Source organism: Nostoc sp. ATCC 53789 (genome assembly GCF_009873495.1).
Taxonomy (GTDB): domain Bacteria; phylum Cyanobacteriota; class Cyanobacteriia; order Cyanobacteriales; family Nostocaceae; genus Nostoc; species Nostoc muscorum_A.
In genome coordinates this window covers 207,801-225,593 of the sequence record NZ_CP046705.1, presented here as the reverse complement: position 1 = coordinate 225,593, position 17,793 = coordinate 207,801, and the positions used below count along the sequence as shown (strand labels likewise).

At 41.0% G+C, this 17,793-nt stretch carries 25 protein-coding genes and 2 pseudogenes; 20 read left to right on the top strand and 7 right to left on the bottom strand.

Features of this window, described 5'->3' with window-relative positions; genetic code table 11:
- The first annotated feature begins 84 nt into the window (after positions 1-84).
- Positions 85-591: a hypothetical protein gene (locus GJB62_RS32795; protein WP_114080754.1), complete on the top strand. Its 507-nt coding sequence runs from the start codon at positions 85-87 to the stop codon at positions 589-591.
- A 20-nt stretch (positions 592-611) separates the two neighbouring features.
- Here the strand turns inward: GJB62_RS32795 and GJB62_RS32790 are convergent, their stop codons facing one another.
- Positions 612-800, bottom strand: a complete 189-nt coding sequence (locus GJB62_RS32790; RefSeq protein ID WP_114080755.1) for a hypothetical protein — start codon at positions 798-800, stop codon at positions 612-614.
- 324 nt (positions 801-1,124) lie between these two features.
- Between GJB62_RS32790 and infC the strand changes: the two genes are divergently transcribed.
- The 5 genes and pseudogenes from infC to GJB62_RS32765 form a co-directional block, all read left to right on the top strand.
- A complete protein-coding gene (gene infC / locus GJB62_RS32785) occupies positions 1,125-1,559 on the top strand; it encodes a translation initiation factor IF-3 (RefSeq protein WP_245246279.1) in 435 nt (144 codons plus the stop codon).
- 397 nt (positions 1,560-1,956) lie between these two features.
- Positions 1,957-2,115 (top strand): HU family DNA-binding protein, encoded by a 159-nt coding sequence (locus tag GJB62_RS32780; RefSeq protein ID WP_245246278.1) that lies wholly within the window; start codon positions 1,957-1,959, stop codon positions 2,113-2,115.
- A gap of 33 nt (positions 2,116-2,148) precedes the next feature.
- Positions 2,149-2,397 (top strand): hypothetical protein, encoded by a 249-nt coding sequence (locus GJB62_RS32775; RefSeq protein WP_114080757.1) that lies wholly within the window; start codon positions 2,149-2,151, stop codon positions 2,395-2,397.
- Positions 2,398-2,603: 206 nt separating this feature from the next.
- Entirely contained in the window at positions 2,604-3,713 is a 1,110-nt protein-coding gene (locus GJB62_RS32770; RefSeq protein ID WP_245246277.1) for a hypothetical protein, read from the top strand.
- Between the two features lie 42 nt (positions 3,714-3,755).
- Positions 3,756-3,926: pseudogene (locus GJB62_RS32765) on the top strand (HU family DNA-binding protein); the annotation flags it as partial.
- A 93-nt stretch (positions 3,927-4,019) separates the two neighbouring features.
- On the opposite strand, the gene GJB62_RS32760 reads toward GJB62_RS32765, so the two are convergent.
- On the bottom strand, positions 4,020-4,520 hold the full coding sequence (locus GJB62_RS32760) for a VOC family protein (RefSeq protein WP_199346581.1): 501 nt from the start codon (positions 4,518-4,520) through the stop codon (positions 4,020-4,022).
- The gene (locus tag GJB62_RS32755; protein ID WP_159402653.1) at positions 4,517-4,657 is read right to left on the bottom strand and encodes a hypothetical protein; all 141 of its coding nucleotides are present in this window, start codon (positions 4,655-4,657) and stop codon (positions 4,517-4,519) included. The genes GJB62_RS32760 and GJB62_RS32755 overlap by 4 nt, the downstream gene beginning before the upstream one ends.
- A 98-nt stretch (positions 4,658-4,755) precedes the next feature.
- On the opposite strand from GJB62_RS32755, the gene GJB62_RS32750 reads away from it, so the two are divergent.
- From GJB62_RS32750 to GJB62_RS32735, 4 genes are all read left to right on the top strand, one after another.
- Positions 4,756-4,947, top strand: a complete 192-nt coding sequence (locus tag GJB62_RS32750; RefSeq protein ID WP_114081252.1) for a hypothetical protein — start codon at positions 4,756-4,758, stop codon at positions 4,945-4,947.
- Positions 4,948-5,122: 175 nt separating this feature from the next.
- Positions 5,123-5,398 (top strand): UBP-type zinc finger domain-containing protein, encoded by a 276-nt coding sequence (locus tag GJB62_RS32745; RefSeq protein ID WP_084227073.1) that lies wholly within the window; start codon positions 5,123-5,125, stop codon positions 5,396-5,398.
- A gap of 124 nt (positions 5,399-5,522) precedes the next feature.
- A complete protein-coding gene (locus GJB62_RS32740; protein ID WP_114081253.1) occupies positions 5,523-6,011 on the top strand; it encodes a TIGR00725 family protein in 489 nt (162 codons plus the stop codon).
- A 163-nt stretch (positions 6,012-6,174) separates the two neighbouring features.
- Positions 6,175-6,627 carry a DUF1392 family protein gene (locus tag GJB62_RS32735; protein WP_114081254.1) on the top strand — a complete coding sequence of 151 codons (453 nt, stop codon included), beginning with the start codon at positions 6,175-6,177 and terminating at the stop codon, positions 6,625-6,627.
- 42 nt (positions 6,628-6,669) lie between these two features.
- On the opposite strand, the gene GJB62_RS32730 is transcribed toward GJB62_RS32735, so the two are convergent.
- Together GJB62_RS32730 and GJB62_RS32725 are read right to left on the bottom strand one after the other, a co-directional pair.
- Positions 6,670-6,822 (bottom strand): hypothetical protein, encoded by a 153-nt coding sequence (locus GJB62_RS32730; protein WP_159402652.1) that lies wholly within the window; start codon positions 6,820-6,822, stop codon positions 6,670-6,672.
- 221 nt (positions 6,823-7,043) lie between these two features.
- A complete protein-coding gene (locus GJB62_RS32725) occupies positions 7,044-7,976 on the bottom strand; it encodes a tyrosine-type recombinase/integrase (RefSeq protein WP_220186642.1) in 933 nt (310 codons plus the stop codon).
- A gap of 193 nt (positions 7,977-8,169) precedes the next feature.
- Between GJB62_RS32725 and GJB62_RS32720 the strand changes: the two genes are divergently transcribed.
- The 7 genes from GJB62_RS32720 (at position 8,170) to arr (ending at position 14,342) form a co-directional block, all read left to right on the top strand.
- Positions 8,170-9,816, top strand: a complete 1,647-nt coding sequence (locus tag GJB62_RS32720; protein WP_114081251.1) for a DDE-type integrase/transposase/recombinase — start codon at positions 8,170-8,172, stop codon at positions 9,814-9,816.
- Positions 9,806-10,777 (top strand): AAA family ATPase, encoded by a 972-nt coding sequence (locus tag GJB62_RS32715; RefSeq protein ID WP_114081249.1) that lies wholly within the window; start codon positions 9,806-9,808, stop codon positions 10,775-10,777. Before GJB62_RS32720 ends, GJB62_RS32715 begins: the two co-directional genes overlap by 11 nt.
- Before the next feature lie 371 nt (positions 10,778-11,148).
- Positions 11,149-11,565: a hypothetical protein gene (locus GJB62_RS32710; RefSeq protein WP_114080950.1), complete on the top strand. Its 417-nt coding sequence runs from the start codon at positions 11,149-11,151 to the stop codon at positions 11,563-11,565.
- Positions 11,566-11,958: 393 nt separating this feature from the next.
- Entirely contained in the window at positions 11,959-12,909 is a 951-nt protein-coding gene (locus GJB62_RS32705) for an RpoD/SigA family RNA polymerase sigma factor (RefSeq protein WP_114080949.1), read from the top strand.
- Positions 12,910-13,177: 268 nt separating this feature from the next.
- Positions 13,178-13,426, top strand: a complete 249-nt coding sequence (locus GJB62_RS37740; RefSeq protein ID WP_114080948.1) for a hypothetical protein — start codon at positions 13,178-13,180, stop codon at positions 13,424-13,426.
- Positions 13,327-13,587, top strand: coding sequence for a hypothetical protein (locus tag GJB62_RS32700; protein WP_159402651.1), 261 nt, complete (start codon positions 13,327-13,329; stop codon positions 13,585-13,587). Before GJB62_RS37740 ends, GJB62_RS32700 begins: the two co-directional genes overlap by 100 nt.
- A gap of 5 nt (positions 13,588-13,592) precedes the next feature.
- Positions 13,593-14,342 (top strand): NAD(+)--rifampin ADP-ribosyltransferase, encoded by a 750-nt coding sequence (gene arr / locus GJB62_RS32695; RefSeq protein ID WP_348537543.1) that lies wholly within the window; start codon positions 13,593-13,595, stop codon positions 14,340-14,342.
- 127 nt (positions 14,343-14,469) lie between these two features.
- Here arr and GJB62_RS32690 read toward each other — a convergent pair whose 3' ends face one another.
- The gene (locus tag GJB62_RS32690; protein ID WP_245246276.1) at positions 14,470-14,970 is read right to left on the bottom strand and encodes a hypothetical protein; all 501 of its coding nucleotides are present in this window, start codon (positions 14,968-14,970) and stop codon (positions 14,470-14,472) included.
- A 230-nt stretch (positions 14,971-15,200) separates the two neighbouring features.
- Positions 15,201-15,296: pseudogene (locus GJB62_RS32685) on the bottom strand (DUF1993 family protein); the annotation flags it as partial.
- Here GJB62_RS32685 and gntT point away from each other — a divergent pair.
- The 3 genes from gntT to GJB62_RS32670 all read left to right on the top strand — a co-directional run bounded on the left by gntT (position 15,297) and on the right by GJB62_RS32670 (position 17,765).
- Positions 15,297-16,619, top strand: a complete 1,323-nt coding sequence (gene gntT / locus GJB62_RS32680; protein WP_114080946.1) for a guanitoxin biosynthesis MATE family efflux transporter GntT — start codon at positions 15,297-15,299, stop codon at positions 16,617-16,619.
- 191 nt (positions 16,620-16,810) lie between these two features.
- Positions 16,811-17,266 (top strand): transposase, encoded by a 456-nt coding sequence (locus tag GJB62_RS32675; RefSeq protein WP_245246275.1) that lies wholly within the window; start codon positions 16,811-16,813, stop codon positions 17,264-17,266.
- Positions 17,163-17,765: an IS630 family transposase gene (locus tag GJB62_RS32670; protein WP_114080945.1), complete on the top strand. Its 603-nt coding sequence runs from the start codon at positions 17,163-17,165 to the stop codon at positions 17,763-17,765. The genes GJB62_RS32675 and GJB62_RS32670 overlap by 104 nt, the downstream gene beginning before the upstream one ends.
- Positions 17,766-17,793: the final 28 nt, after the last annotated feature.

The window sequence follows — 17,793 nt, the reverse complement described above, 5'->3', positions numbered from 1 at the left end:
TTACGCCGTTGATAAGTTGTTTATACAGACGGTGAAACACAGAACTAGCAATGCACGAGATTAATATTTACAGGTATCAAAAGTATGGCTAAGGTGACAATTTCTATTGGGCTAACTGATGCAGAAGTCAAAGCTTTATCGGCAATGCAGATTTCGGAAAATGAGTCATTAAATCACACAGCTACAAGATTGCTTCAGGGAATCCTGGGTCAGACAAAAGCTGGGCTAGCGTTATCTAATGGTGATGAGATTAAGGAAATAGTTAAGCAAGAAGTTAATGCTTTAGCTGCGTCTACACCTGATGGGGAAGAGATAAAACAGGTGATTAGGCAGGAATTAGCCCAAGCGATCGCTCAGATAAAAGGCTTAATAGAGAAGGGTTCGGGTGAAGTTGCCCTACAAACACAAGAGGCTGTTTCCGTTGAGCAGCAAGTCTTACCAGATTATTCAGCAATACGCGAAAATATCCTTTCTAAATTGAAAACAGGTAAGCAGTCAGCAGCCAAGGCAATTGACGCTTTTATTGAGTCACTGGGTGCTGTAAAGGAAGAACAACAGCCAGCAACTGTGGAATTAGATGTAGCGAGTTAGAATTTTTGTGCTGGCGACTATTAACCAGTCAACTTAATCACACCTTGGCTAACTAAATGTTCAAGCTGAGAATGATGTTGTGTTTGCTCCCGTAGCAACTTGAGTTGCTCGTAAGTGAGAATGTGTAATCCAGGACGGACAACATAACCTTCAACGGTAATGCTTTGCGGTTGCTGGCTATCGGTGCGGTTGTAGGAAATCGAAGGCATATTCACAATTATGTAAGTTAAAACTGATTAGAGAAGAAAATTTGATTCTTCATTCTCTTACAGCTTCACACAAGTTCCTCTTAAAAGGTGACAATAGGATGAATCAATGCCAAAGCATATAGAAAATTCCTAATAGAAGCGCTCATATTATGCAGGTTCTGTAAAAAAGAGGAGCAAAGGATTAGGTTACGATAAATTTATACAACAAGGCTGTTAATAGTTGGCATGGGTAACACTCTATAGATTTGTAATATATGGGAGTCAAACGTTATCGCAATTCCAAAACAACTAATAAACTCGCAAATCAAGTCACCCCAAGTTTTCTTGATTGACCATGAGAATAATAATCGTGGTTTGACCGATATCAATGAAGCATTACAGCTAGCCGAAAGCCTAGAGTTAGACCTAGTATTAGTGTCTGAAGGAAAAGAGGCTCCAGTTGCAAAGATTTTGAATTATGGCAAGCTTCAGTATCAAAAGAAAAAGCGTCAGGCACAAAGTGCTAGACCAGTAGTAAAAGAAGTTCGGTTTGGTTTGAATATAGGTGTAGCTGATTATAAGTTACGCATTGAACAAGCAGTTGGGTGGTTGAGTAAAGGCGATTCGGTAAAGTTTGCTGTTCGTTTACGAGGTCGGGAACATCAATATCGTGACCAAGCTGGAGAACTACTAGACCGGGTGGTAACTGATCTCAACTCTGTAGGAAAAGTTCAATCACTTGATAAGCGTTCACTAATTGCTTTAATCATTCCTGCCTAAATTACTTTTTAAGATATCTTTTAACTCTCGAAGTGCGATCGCTCTATTCATGCTTGTGAAGCGTCGGCGTTAATTAAATTAAAGAGTTCATGTGTTAGTTTCAATCACCAATGCTGTTTGGATCTTGTCAAATCGGGAGCAAAGGAGCGCATAAACTTTTTCTTTGTAAATATCTTTGGTGTTGCGCTCGGCTATACCCACATTTATTCTACGCGACAAAGGTGATGAAACAAGGGAGCTGTGCGGTTTTGTGATGGCGTTGGACTGTCTAATCAGCAGTAGCAGTGCATTGTTAATTTTCGTATGCTCTTGATTGTTAGTCCTTTTCCCCCTATCCTCACAAAAGGTAGTAATGGTAAAGTAAATTTCCAATACTGGCAATGTTTCAGGGTGATTTATGAACAAAGGCGAACTAGTGGATGCTGTAGCATCAAAGACCAACATCACAAAAAAGCAAGCTGATGAAATCATTAGTGCTTTTTTGTCAGTTGTTACCGAGGCTGTAGCTAGGCTGTTGACTTTGTTGGTTTTAAGGCAAAATTATTTCATGCAATAATGATGTTGTTGAAGTCGAGAAAAGTTAAAGCAAATGCAAGAGTTTAAAAGCCCAGTTAGTAGATTAGTACGGTTGTTTCAGAAAGGTCGAGATAGCTGGAGAGAAAAAGCGTTAGAGAAACAAAAAAAAGTGAGAGCATTAGAAATAAAAGTCCGAGATTTAACTGCGTCACGAGAGTATTGGAAACAGAGAGCGCTGGCAGCAGAATCAGAGATAAAAGAGCAGAGAATAGGAGGAGTCAGTGAAAAAAAGAAGAAAATGTTAGCGAGGACATCAACTTAGATGATAACAAATATAGTGATGAACTAAGTATCAAGGGACATACTTATGATGCTCAGACGATTCAACAAGCTTTAGAACTTTTAATTGACTGTGGCATCAGTTTTAGAGCAGCAGAAAAAGTATTCGAGTTATTTAATTCTGAATCAAAGATAACCCCAAGCTTTACTTGTATAAGAAAATGGTTAGGGAGGATGGGGATATATGAATTGACAAGAAAAAAAGAATATCGGGATGATTGGATATTTATTGTTGATTTTACACTCGAACTTGGAAAGCAAAAAGCTTTAGTTGTATTAGGAGTTTCACAGGAGCATTTGAGCGAACAAGTAGTTTCTAAAAGACGAGCTTTATCACATGAAGATGTCGAACTATTAGGATTAGAAATTATGGGTTCGACAAAAGGAGAAATGATTCTTCATCAGCTAGAGAAAATAACTGAGCTAGTTGGTGTACCAGTACAAATAGTCGCAGATCATAGTAGTGACTTAGCGCGTGGAATCAAGCTATATCAAGAGAATCATCCAGAAATTATTTACACTCATGATGTTACTCATGCAATGGCTTTGCTTTTAAAATATAAGTTAGATGCGAATGATAGATATCAGTCATTTCTGCAAAAATGTCACAGATGCAGGCAAAAACTCCAGCAAACAGAATTATCTTTTTTATCTCCTCCATCACAACGTTCTCAATGTCGCTATTTTAATGTTGAAAGACTGACTAATTGGGCAATTAAGTTATTAAACTCTCCGGTAGAGACTCTGATTCAATTAATGCCAGACATTGAACATAAGCTGATTCTTTCAAAAATAGTAGAGAAGTTGGCATGGTTAGCTGATTATGAAACAGACTTGATTCATTGGAATCAAATGGTGACAATGACGCGCCGCCTAGAAACCCAATTAAAACAATTAGGACTTAATTCTCAAACTCTGCAATATTTTCAGCAAAATCAATCTGATTTGGTGAATGATTCGCTCCAATATTTTCAACAGCAGATATTTGATTACGTGACTAATGAGTGTTCGCAAATTAAGGATAAACAAACTTTTTTAGCCACTTCTGATATCATTGAATCTTTGTTTGGAAAATATAAACAATTTTCTGCTCGGTGTCCAATTAAAGAAATGGGGCAAATGTTGTTAACCATTTGTTTATCTACTATGAATTTAACGACTACCGTTGTGAAAAATGCACTTGAATCTATTAGTTTTTTCGATGTCGAAGAGTGGCTTGCGGAGGTTTTTGGACAGTCTATGCTCTCAAAGAGAAAAACTTTATACTCAACCCAAATTAATGACACAGAAACAGCATGAACTTTTACTCTCCAAAAAGGCACAGAGTCAACAGCCTAGGCTGTAGCTAATGGTGAAAAGGTAACGCTCGTCGGGTTTGGGTCATTCGAGCGACGCGAACGCTCAGAACGCGAAGGGCGTAATCCGAAAACCAATGAGCCAATGACTATCCCAGCGACTAAAGTGCCTGCATTCTCTGCTGGGAAACAGTTTAAAGAAAAAGTAGCGCCATAGATGAATTGCTTTACTATTAGGGAGCGATCACTATAAAGCTGTAGCAATTGCTGTTTTTCAGACAGCGTGGGTAATGGTAGGCGCTAAACTTTATTAGGCGTTATGAAACTCAGTATTAGGCAATGTTTGCAGAGGATTAAGAAATTCTTTCAATTCGTCCCACCGCAACTCTAATGCTTGACGAGTAGATGTTTTAGCGACGATTTCCAATCTGATTCCGTCTGGATCATCAAAAAATATTGCGTAATACTCAGGATGATATTCGGGATATCGTTTGGGTTGGCTAACATTGATTCCTACTGATCTGAGTTTCTTAAAGCATAAATCTACGTCAGTCATTGTCTCTACCTGAAAGCAGAGATGATGCAAACCAGGAGCATAAGGATCGTGTTTTTGTGCTGACCTTGCAGGTTGAATCGTTAACTGAAATTGCGGGCCGAAGTAATGAGCGTGTGGTTCTTCAGCAATAACTTTATCGCCCTTGTGTTGTCCGAGTTCTCGCATTACCAAGTCGTAGAATGTCTCAGATTGAGAAAAATTAGATACTGACAGGTAAATATGGTCGATTCTTTTTAGCAAGTTATGTTGTTTCAAAACTTCATTATAATTGGGTTAGTAGGATTATCTGCTCCGGCATAGCTCGCCGCAGGCATCGCTTTTAACTCTGCTGGTAGTAAGGATAGACAAACGTAAGCCTTCAGCAAAACTTTGACTGTAACTTTCGTTGGCATTTGTTATCTAATATAATTGTGAAATATAACAATATAGATTACCTATCTAAATATGTAAAATTAGGAAATAATGTTAAAAGTTATTCAAGAGGTTAGTTATGACAAAAGAATATATGGAGTCTTTAGAGGCAATTGTTGATCAATTAACATTAGCCGCAGTTCTAGAAATGTTAGAACGAATCAGTCATAAAAAAGCAGAAAATCTCAGAAATCATTGGAAAGATGAGGCTTCTGCAAAGCTGTGGGATAAAGCTGCTAGACAGATAGAACAGATGAATATTGATGTTTAATTAAAAATTTGGTTGTATTGCAAAGCTGTAGCGTTGACTTACAGCCCTTCTTAAAAAAAGAGGCGCTGTTCACATTCGGGCATTCTCTGGCAGGCGTTGGCGCAGCCATCACTGTATTAAATAGAAGTTTCTCTGCACTAATCTATACTCTGATTAACGTGTCATTCAAATTCCTATGAGTTGCGAACATTTAGACAATCTAACTACAGAGACTCTGATTTCTAAAGCAAACTACCCAGTATTTCGTTGTGAAGAATGTATCCTAATAAACAGTCGCTGGGTGCATCTCCGTATTTGTCAAAGTTGCGGCAAGATGCTGTGCTGTGATTCTTCTGTTCATCAACATGCCCGACGGCATTACGAGGAAACTGGACATTCAGTAATTAGCTCGGCTGAGTTAGGAGAACAGTGGTTATGGTGTTTTTTGGATGAGCAGGCAAAAAACTACTAAAGTGAGGCAAAGGCGCTTCACTGCCAAAAGAGGGCGATTGCTATCTTCCTAACGCCTCAGCCAATTGCCCTTTTATGGAGAAAGCTTTGACTTTTTGCCCAAAACCAGTATCATCTGAAATTTTATGCGAAGAATTATTATTGGGGTTATGGGGAGAGGAGAAAATGCGACAGCAAATGATTTACAAGATGCTTATATATTAGGTCAATTTATTGCCAAACAAGGATGGGTTTTACTCACTGGTGGTAGAAATGTAGGGGTAATGGATGCAGTAAGCAAAGGTGCAAAATCTGCTGATGGTTTAACTATTGGTATTCTTCCAGGTGGAAATCAGGATGGTATGTCCTCTTGGGTGGATATTGCTATTTTCACAGACATGGGTAATTCTAGAAACAATATTAACGTTCTTACCAGTGATGTGATAATTGCTTGCGGAATGGGTGCAGGAACCGCTTCAGAAATTGCTCTAGCTTTGAAAGCAAATAAGCAAGTAATTTTGTTGAATAATGATCAAGAAAGTAAACTTTTCTTTAAAAAACTGTCGCCAGAAAATGTTTATATTGTGGAGAGTGTGGAGCAGGCAATCGCTACTGCCAAAATAATTTTATCTTAGTTACGAATTAGTGTATCAGTAAAGTCTTCTCAAATTGGGAGGCTCTCGAATTGATTGGGTTTGAATTCCCATCTGTTGCGTTAGCTTCCCGAAATTTAAATTATATTCCGGATCAGACTGAAGCAAGTGAGTGTATGTATAAAAAAGAGAACTATATTCCCAGATGATTAACCAAATTACCGCTTTAGAATCCTGTTGGCATATTTCTCCTGAGTGGGGTCAGACTATGCCTCCAGTAGCAGTAAGAATGTTAGAAAAAGTTTTGTTGCCAATCTCAGACTTATCAGGCTACTGCTGTGGTGTTTTGTGGGAAAAACAGGAATGGATTTATGCAATTGTTTGCCAGAATGAAACTCTCTACTTAGCTGAACAAGAATTTTATACAACAAATGTACTAAAAAAGTCCACTGTTTCTACTCCAGCTTTTAGATTGGGGGACATAGTTGAGGTTGATTTCGGTGAACGGCCGACACGCCGTATTATTCAAGGAATTTTTAGTCTCAAAGATAATTGGCTTTATGGGGTAGAGTGGCGCTCCCCAACTTTAGAAGAAATGTCTGCCCAAAGTAGAACAATATGGCTTGCTGATGTTGATTTAGTTAATGTTAGTGTATAAATATTGCCATTTGATATTCCAGAATAAGGCTATAGGTTACTATCACCCGATCCTCTTGGTTTTGAGTGAGTTTAAGATGTCGTCACTACCCAGGAAATTTTCCATTGGTTGAGCCACATCTTCAGCATTTTCTACGAGTTGGGGTTCTGCTGCATCTGAAAGTTGCGATACTACAATAGTTGTTGCGGCTCGCAAACATAAACGCTCCGGCTTGCAAACAAGAAAATTCTTGGCTCACATTAGTTGCAAATCAGATTGGACTTCGGCTCACATTAATTGCAAACAGACTCATTATTATTTGCAATGGGCTTGCAATCATCCGACTTGGCTCACATTAATTGCAAATAAGCCGAATGCCTGCTCAGCAACTGTTGGATAGAGCAATATAAAATCCTTTGGGCGTTGCTATCTCTCCTTTATCCCTTGAGTAATGCAAGCTTGTCTTTCACTTGCTGTCGGCTACTTTGAGTGTACCGAACCGTGGTTTGAATAGCTGGAGTTCCCTTTTTGGTGATATGACCAAGATAATAAGCAACCTCCTCCAAAGTCCATCCTGCTTCACGCGCTCGGTGAGCGAAATCATGACGCAGATCATGAAAAGTTACATCATGGATGAGTTCCCACTCAGAAACAGTTGCTTGTGCTTTAATGTTTTTCCACCAGCGATGAATGCCGGCTTCGGTCAGCCTCTCATTGCGCTGAGAGGTAAAAGTGTAATCACTCTCAGTATCTCGCCCGCCGTGATGAATATATTCATACATTGGTTTTCGGACAGCGTTAATTAGATCAATATCTCGCGCCTTACCACCCTTGTAACCAACGTGCAACCAGCCAACTTTGGGGCCAATATGGGTATGCTCTATCCGTAGCCAGGAAACATCACTCACGCGACAACCAGCCCAGTACCCCAATGCAAACACAGCCATGCTACGTGGATGACCATCTTTTTCGATCAGGTTGCGTAAAATATAACGTTGGTCAGGAGTCAATTGTCTGGGGGCTAAAAGTGGCTGGGCTGGAATGTTTAATCCTCTGGTGGGGTTGCGACGTAAAATTCCCTTCTCCTCAATGAGCCAACGGGCAAAACCACTGACAGCAGATTTAACCCGTGCTTGGTGAGCAATGCTGTAACCTGACGTATCTAGATAGGCGAGATAAATTTCCATCGCCGTTTTGGTCAACTGTTCGGGTTGAAAATCTCCTCCACTCCCAGGATGTTCTACAATCCAAAGAAGAAGCTGCCTAATGATACGCATATAGGCATCAATAGTGCTATGCGTTTTACCTTTTAGGAACGCCTCATACTCTATGAGTAGTGCTTCGGCTTCAGATAAGTAAAGTGTATCCACAGCACCAAACTTCCTTCAAAAATTTCTGTGGTGAGTTTTCAAGCCTCATTTGAAGCTAATCTATCTCAAATTGTTATACTTTTTCACCTAACTGGCAACAGAATGTAATTTCTGTGGTCAGTTTTCTGCTACAAACTTAAAGATAAGGACAGTACATGAGGCGAACATACAGGCGAGCATGATCCGCAAGAAAATTCCAGCAGAAGCTTTAACCAACTTGCGTCATCGACTTGATATGTTACCAAGCCGTTGCCAAGAACGTCGGCAACTCATGGAAGAAACAGCTTCATTGTATGGAGTGTCTATTGATACTCTATATCGTGCTTTGCGTAACTCATCACGCCCCAAATCGATCAACCGTTCAGATAGCGGGACACCTCGAAAGCTATCACAGGCGGAAATGGAACTTTACTGTGAAGTCATTGCAGCAACGAAAATCCGCACTTGCAACAAGAAAGGGCGGCACGTCTCCACTGCACGGGCGATTGAACTTTTAGAAGATTTCGGGATGAACACCCCACAAGGTTTTATCAAACCACCCAAGGGGTTGTTAACTAAAGCCACTGTCAACCGTTATTTGAAAACATGGGGCTACGACCATCTCACAATGACTCGTCAACCGCCTGCGGTACGTTTTCAAGCAACTCACAGTAATGAATGTTGGCATTTCGACCTTAGCCCGTCCGATTTAAAACACGTAAAGCAGCCCTTATGGGTGGAAACGGGTAAAGGGAATCCGCTATTGATGCTTTATAGTGTCGTTGATGACCGCAGTGGTGTGTGTTACCAGGAATACCATTGTGTTTATGGAGAGGATGTAACAGCAGCGTTGCGCTTCCTATTTAATGCAATGACGGCTTCCACCTCGGATGGATGCCCCTTCCAGGGAATTCCTGAGATGATCTATACGGACAACGGGCCAATTGCCAAAAGCCATGTATTTCAAAATGTGATGGACTGCCTGGGAATCAAGCTTGCTAGCCATCTGCCTGCGGGTAAAGATGGGAGAAGGGTAACGGCTCGCTCCAAAGGAAAAGTGGAAAGACCGTTCCGGACAGTCAAAGAAGCCCATGAGACTCTGTATCATTTTCACGAACCAGAAAACGAAGTTGAGGCTAACCTATGGCTACGGCAGTATCTGCTAAATTATAACGACCAAAAACACCGTACAGAAGCGCACTCACGCTTAGAGGATTGGTTGCGAAATCTGCCAAAAAGCGGAATCAGGCAGATGTGTAGTTGGGAACGATTTTGTACTTTTGCCCGCGAACCGCAACGAAGGAAAGTGGATGCAACAGCCAGAGTATCAGTTGAGGGCGTGGCTTATGAAGTAAACCCAGACTTAGCAGGCGAAACTGTGGTGCTGTGGTGGGGTCTTTTTGATAACGAATTATATGTAGAGAAAGGCGACCAACGCTATGGCCCATTTTACCCAGTTGATGGGCCTATCCCCTTGCATCGCTATCGCAAACACAAGAAAACTAAAACCGAAGAACGGGCAGACCGGATTGCAGATTTAGCTCTTAAGCTGGGCTTGCCACGAACTGCCTTGGATAAAAACGCGGATCTGCAATTTTTGGTGGATAAGTACAAGGAAATTGAGCCAACTGTCACACCTTTTAAAGACCCAGACCCGTTCCAAGAATTTACTTATCCCACTGTATTATTCGCTAAACTGGCGATTTCAGATTATCTCGCTAAACCTTTGGCGAAATTATCCACTGAACAAATTGCCTTTATTGATGGGCTGCTAGCTGAGACTTTGAATAAAAAAGTGATTATTGAACGAGTACGGCAGTATTTCCACTCGAACAAAGGAGGGCAGCAAAATGCTCACTGAAGTAATGGAACACTTTCGTTTGGTCAAGGAATTTCCCAAGGCTGGTTACTACGAAACAGACCATCAAAAGCAAATGTTCAAAGACATTAAAGCTGCCATCCATTCAGGGAAACTGATTGCCATAACGGGAATTATTGGGTGTGGCAAGACGACTACTTTACGACGCTTGTTTGATGTTTTGGAGAAAGAAGGTAAGATTCTAGTCTCGAAGTCCCTTTCTGTAGATAAAGAACGGGCGACACTGCCAACACTTATTGCTGCTTTATTCTACGATTTATCCACAGATAAGGAAATTAAAATCCCTAAAGACGGTGAAAAACGGGAACGGGAACTACGCGACCTGATTAGAAAAGGTAAAAAGTCAGTAGCACTGTTTGTTGATGAGGCTCATGACCTTCATTACAGTACCCTGACGGGACTCAAACGTTTAATCGAAGTAGTTGAAGACGGTGGTGGCACACTTTCAGTGGTGCTGGCTGGTCATCCCAAACTGAAAAATGATCTGCGCCGTCCGACTATGGAAGAAATCGGTTATCGAGCAACAGTCTTCTCCTTGGAAGGCATTGTTGGCAATCAGCGAGAATATATTGAATGGCTAGTATCTGAATGCACTATCTCTGATACTCCAATTGGTGAAATATTGGAGGCGGAAGCTATTGAATTACTTGCCACGCGGCTCTTGACACCACTACAAATTGAGCAACATTTGACACTAGCTTTGGAGGCGGCGTACCGAGTCGCGGTCAAACCTGTGACTACGGTGATTGTGGAGTCAGTTCTGTCAAAGCAAATTGACGATTTGGAACCCACTCTCACAAGGCATGGCTATGACGTGAGGGGCTTGGCGGAACAGTTCAATGCCAAGCCGGCTGAAATTAAATCGCTGTTTCGCGGACAACTTGATCCCACTCGTGCGCGTGAATTACAAGAGCAAATGCTAGCTGCGGGGTTGCCACTTTAATTATTGGTCATATTTAGTACATTAAATCTTTTTCATCTCGATACTCTTGCAGACAAGCATACCCACCGCTTTATCTGCATCTGGCTTATTTGCAATTAATTTGAGCCAAGTCGGATGATTGCAAGCCCGTTGCAAATAATAATGAGTCTGTTTGCAATTAATGTGAGCCGAAGTGTAATCTTATTTGCAATTAATGTGAGCCAACAATTTTCTTGTTTGCAAGCCGGAGCGTTTATGTTTGCGAGCCGCAACAAATAGTAGATGTTTCCGCTTTTACCTCGGAGGTAATGATAAGAATTGCAAAAAGTTCAGATTTGTAATCTCTGCCGTTGCAGTGTAATATCAGCCTCAGTATTCCCAAGGAGCTAATCATGAAAGGATGGGTAAACGATCCACATTCAGGAGGAGTAAAAATACCGGAGCAGGTCAAACAGAGAACAAAGCACCGGATATTAGCTTATGCAGAGCAGCATTATGCAGGAAAATACATACGTATTGATGTGCGTTTTAAGGGATATTTCTGTTACATAGATGCTTATAAAGAACCATTTTTACCAGACAATGATGACCTATCAATGTTTAAAATAACACGCTCTGAATATATAGAGAGAGCCAAAAATACACCAATTCATCTGTGTCGATTGCGGTACAAAGGGAATGAAGAGAAATGGACAAAGGCTTTTTATACTTATAGTAATGAAAAGTACGAACCTAGCGTATTTAACAATGGTACTTTTTATGGAACACCAGAAGAGGCATTTCAAAGTTCAGCATTGTATTTAGATTAATCAAATTTCGACAGATTTAATGATTTTTGAAATAGAAATATAAAATTGTTTGGCTGATAAAAAAGTAACAATATCGATCAATATGCCTGAATCTTATTGGCAGTAACATAGTTAAGACAGAATACAAGCGCTTGTTTAGCTGAAGCTGTAAAATTATTTAAGCTGGCACTTTTCTATTAGGTGTAAGTTCTGCGCCATAAGAGATAACCTTGAATAGCTTAGAGCTTATCTTTTACCTAAAATTATTATTTTATTAAAACTAGGATATTTATTTATCAAGTCTTTATTTGATTCTTTAACTATTCAGAATAGCTGAATTCTTACTCCTGAATCCTTACTAAAATATTTTATCCAAATGAGAAATAAAAGTATTCGTCACAATTAATTGAAAGTATGCCCAGCCCAACTACGGACTTAGTTCACTCCTACCTCAAAGAAATCGGACGCTACCCTCTGCTAACTCCTGAGCAAGAAATTACAAATGCTAGGCTTGTGCAGCAGATGATGGCTATTGAAGAACAGCGTGCAAGTCTCGCAGTTCAATTAAACCGAGAACCAACCACAAGAGAATTAGCTACCTCGCTTGGGCAAACTGAAGCTGAAGTACAGTCAATCATTCAACAAGGTCAAAAAGCTAAAGAGAAAATGGTGACAGCTAACCTACGGCTGGTGGTTTCTGTTGCCAAAAAATACCAGAACCACAATTTAGATTTTCTCGATTTGCTCCAAGAAGGGGCACTGGGTTTGCAAAAGGGAATCGAAAAGTTTGATCCCAACCGAGGCTATAAACTATCAACCTACGTTTACTGGTGGATTAAGCAGTCAATAACACGCGCGATCGGAGAAAAGTCTCGCACTATCCGTCTGCCAATCCATATCAATGAGAAATTAAACAAAATCAGGAGAGTACAGCAGCAACTGTCTCAATCTTTAGGTCGTCCTCCAGTTGTAGCAGAAATTGCCGAATCCTTAAATCTATTACCCAATCAAATACGGGAATATCTTCACGTTTCCCGCGCTCCAGTGTCGCTAGAAATGCGAGTTGGGGATGAGCGTGAAACTGAACTAGCTGATATTTTACCGATGGATGGTATTTCCCTAGATGAGCAAATAGCTCAAGAGCTTTTACATCAAGACTTGAGTAAGTTGCTGGCATTGCTCAATCCAAGGCAACGAGAAGTATTGACTCTACGTTTTGGATTGGAAGATAATCAGCAACTAACCTTGAGTCAAGTTGCAAAACGCCTAAATCTTAGTCGAGAGACAATTCGTAAGAGTGAACATCTTGCTTTAAAAATTTTGCGCTCTCATCAAAACAAGATTAAAGACTATCTTCTTAATTAGGACTAACTAAGGGTTATTGAACTCTAGTTTCATTTATATAAGTCGAATTCGCTACTTCAAAGACTAAAAGCAGTCGCCACTGCTGTTACAGATGCCTCCAATTGCGGTTGTCAGGAGTGCGATCGCGTATTCGCACTTTCCGGCGGCATCGCCTCTGCTTAATCCCCGGCGAAAAACCATCAGATTGTTACTGTTTCAATCAAATGGTGCATGAATATATTGATGCCCAGAAACTATCCTTATAAATAGAACAGCGATTATAGAACCGATGCCCAGCAAAACAATTGATGTCCGAGAGTACACCGTTAGAGCGCACAAGCGGGAAATTCACACTCGCGTTTTCAACTTCGTATGTAAGCAGTGTGAGCAACCCACCCAAAGAGAAACGTTTGGTGTGCGACCGCTCTACTGTGAGAAATGCCGTCCGCCACAAGCACCCAAGAAATCAGTAGTCCCTATAGGCAAGAGGAAACCCAGAGCTATGACTTACAAGAGTGGGAAGGATATAGCTGGGTAATTTTTCGTTTTGAGGTAAGGGCGATACCTTCTCTTCTCCTATCGGAGACACTTCGTGAACGAGAGGCAACGCCTTTCCTGCGGAATGCACTCGCGTTCGGCACGCCTTTGACGAACACCAAGTTAGTAGGTTTTGCAGCAAAGGTTATAACTATCCCGTGATTTCAATGCAGTCGAACAGTAAAAGGAGCAAGCTGATGGCAGGGTTCAACGATCTGAGTTCGCAGCAGTTCTACCACGGTACAAAGGCAGACCTGAAGCTAGGAGACCTGATCGAGTCCTGCAATCCCCCGGATGTGGGTGAGCGGGATAGGATGGCAACCTATGTTTACCTAACCCCCAACCTGGATGCGGCTATCTGGGGGGCAGAGCTAGCTCTCGGCGAGGGTCATGGCAAAGTCTACATCGTAGAGCCGCTCGGTCAGATTGAAAATGTCCCCGAACTCACAAAGCAGAAGTCTCCGAAGCATCTGTCGATGTCATACCGCTCCCGCGAGCCGTTGTGGGTAACGGGAACGGTCACGGAGTTGACTCTTTATCATGGGACACGGGCAGACCTGAAGCCAGGAGACCTAATCGAACCCGGTTATCACTCTAACTACGGTCAGAGGAAGAAGGCGACCTACGTTTATCTGGCTGCCACTTTTGATGCGGCAACCTGGGGGGCTGAACTAGCTCTCGGCGAGGGACGCGGCAGAATCTACATCGTGGAACCGATCGGGCCGATCGAGGATGACCCCAATGTGACGGACAAGAAATTCCCAGGTAATCCAACGAAGTCATACCGCTCACGGGAGCCTCTGCGGGTTATGGGCGAGGTCATGGATTGGCAGGGGCACTCTCCAGAAGCGATCAAGACTATGAAGGATAACCTTGAGCGACTGAAGCAACTTGGTATTGAGGCGATTGAGGACTGAGTATTTTTACTTGGCTCTTTTCAGGGGAAGTTGGGTCGGGTGGAACTTTCACAACAGCAGACGGCGCAACAGACTTTTGCTCTTGGAATACTTCTAATAGACATCTGGGATGGTGCCAGTATGACCTTTAGTCACTTCCGCCCCAAGTCCAGGCAGGATTGCCATTCTTGAAACTGTTGTTTAGCACGACTAGAGGATAATTATTTGGATCGGAGCCACCAGCCAAATCTAAGATGAAGTAAACCTTACCTTTAACGAAGTGCATCCGTAAATAATTAAGGTGTTCAGAGTAGGCTTGTCCATCAACCTTAGTCATTCCAGCAGAAGCAAAGCATTTAGAATATCTCGGCTTAAGTGTACCAACCCATGTAACGCTGAAGCTATTACTGGCTTGAACAGAGATGTTACTGGCGTAGGCACTCAGGTTAACAGAGCCATCTGTTGAAAAACTGCCTTCTTGATAAGGATGAGGTTTTTCAGTGACAATCACTTTGTCTGGACAGCTTTGTTTTTGCTCGTTTTCACTATAAACTTTTAGCTCAATGTTTTGTGATTGATTTTGTGCAAGGACTTGCCAATTGGACAACAGAGGCAGTAAACCAATACTTATGCCTATAATCAATATCATTGGTCTAAAGGAAATCATACTCATAACCGAACAAATATCGAATTTAATGTAGTATTATATTTTACTAATTAATCGGCAAATTCAAGCCAGTGTAATTGCTGAGAAAGAGAAAAGGGAAATATTGAAGAAAAAACTTTTCCCCACAATGCCAAGAAGTGAAAAAGTCTATTTTTTACTAACCCAAGCAAGATCGGAAAATCTCGAAAAAATTGCGTTAGATATTGCTCTGATTAAGGCTGACCAAGAAAGTCTCCTTTGCCAAGTTCTACACCACAGTGTCTAAGAATGTCATAGGCTGTTGTGACATAGAAATAAAGGTTTGGTAAATGTCTATCTTTGCTCAACATTCAGTATTCATCCGCCATTTTCTCAAACTTGCATCTGTAAATGTTCTTTCAAATCTAATGGTTCCGTTGGCAGGACTAATAGATGTAATGTTTTTAGGACATTTAACGGAGATTCGTCATTTAGCAGGTGTGGCAATAGCAACAATTTTATTCAATTATATTTATTGGACATTCGGATTTTTACGCATGGGTACAACTGGAATGGTTGCACAGGCTATAGGGCGTAAAGATAACCAATCGGCAGTACTGATTGGTTTACAGCATGGAATTTTAGCACTGATATTAGGACTCGCCATTCTGATATTTCAGCAACCTTTACAAATATTAGGGTTTGCTATTCTAAGTGCTACACCAGAAGTTAAAAGTTCTGGAGTCGATTTCTATAATGCTTTAGTATGGGGTGCCCCAGCAACATTGATTAACTTTGTCTTGATAGGTTGGTTTCTTGGGCAAGCACAAAGTAGTAGAGCGTTGTTGCTTTCAGCTATTAGCAATTGTGCAAATGTACTACTAGATTATCTATTTATTGTTCAGTGGGGATGGTCAAGTAGAGGAGCTGGATTAGCGACAGCCACTAGTCAGTATCTGATGCTGATGGTAGGTATTTTGCTATATTGTCAAACAATTTCATTTAAACAAATACAAGCTTTAATTGGGGAACTATTTGACCTGTCTGCTTTAAAATCAGCTTTCATGCTGAATGGAGAAATTATTATTCGGACTTTTGCTTTAATTTCGACAATGGCGATGTTTAGCAACCTTAGTTCTATGTTAGGAACTGAAATTCTGGCGGCAAATACCCTGCTGATGCAAGTGGTGAGCTTGGCAGCATATTTCATTGATGGCTTGGCATTCGCGACTGAGAGCTTGGCTGGAATTTTTCAAGGTAGTGGAAATATTACTTCTTTAAAACAACTATTGCAAACTTCTGTAGTCAGTAGCTTGGTTATCGGATTAATGTTTGCTACTGCATTTATTTTTGCCCCAGAATCACTGTTAAGATTGCTGACCAATCATACTGAAATTATCAATAATTTACGTTCTTATATTCCTTGGTTGTTACCAGTTTTAGGTTTTGGCTCAGTCGCTTATGCGCTAGACGGTTATTTTCTAGGATTGACTCAAGGTCATACACTTCGCCAAGCTATGCTGAAAGCCACTGTAATTGGTTTTATTCCATCAGCAATTACAGCAATGTATTTCCATAGTAGTCATTTACTATGGCTATCAATGTCTTTATTTATGGCAACAAGAACAATAACTTTGGCCTTGTGCGTACCAAAATCATTTTCTAAAAGATAGTGAGGGCAGGATGTTGGAGGTAGGGTATTAGATGTAATATTTAAGACGATTAAATGTGAGTATGTCACATAGTACAACATCTTGGTTTGTATTCAGCATCGTCTAGTCTTCAAAGTTTATATAGCGGTTCTCGTTTGAGTGAAATACAAGATGTGGGAAGATGATGAAAGTCATAGCAAAGTGCATCTAGGATGAAAGCATACTCCACTGACCTTCGCCAAAAAGTAATTGATGCGTATAAAAATCAGGAAGGTTCTCAACGAAACCTCGCGTCAAGATTTAGTGTGAGTTTAACTTTTATCCAGAAATTACTGAAGCGATATCGAAGTAGTGGGACAGTTGAGCCGAAGGCACATGGAGGTGGTAACACAGCTAAACTCAGCAGTGAACAGATGGCACTGGTAGTTGCTTTGGTGAAAGAAGATAATGATGCAATTCTGGTGGAGTTGTGTGAACGGTTAAAAGAGCGGACAGGTGTCAAAGTTAGTCGCTCCACAATGGGCAGAATTACCCAAAAGTTGAATCTGACACGCAAAAAAAACATTGCACGCGAGCGAAAAATACACAGAACGAGTCCAAAAACTCAGAGCAGAGTATTGGACAACCATTGGCTCAGTTTTGCTAGAGGACTTGATATTTATCGATGAGGCAGGAGTTAACATTTCTATGACTAGACGTTTTGCTCGTTCGCTTCAAGGTAGTCGTGCTTATGGTGATTGTCCTAATGCTCGGGGAAAAAATGTGACAATGATTGGAGCCATGTCAACACAAGGTATCATTGCTGCCATGACTTTTACTGGCGGTACTAATGCGTCAGCATTTCAAACCTATGTCACTCAAGTTTTGGTTCCAAATCTCTGGCCTGGCGCAACTGTTGTTATGGATAACTTCAGTTCTCATAAAGTAGCAGGTATCCGAGAAGCTATTGAAGGTGTTGGTGCGAAGCTCGTCTACTTGTCTCCTTACTCTCCTGATTTTTCACCAATTGAAAACTGTTGGTCTAAGGTCAAAGAGTTTTTGCGTTCGCTTGCAGCTAGAACTTATCAAGAATTAGATCAAGCGATTACAGATGCGTTCAATGCTGTGACTAAAAAAGACATTATTGGGTGGTTTACCCACTGCTGTTACTATATTGCACCCAACTGAGAACCGCTATATTTAATATTGTTTAATT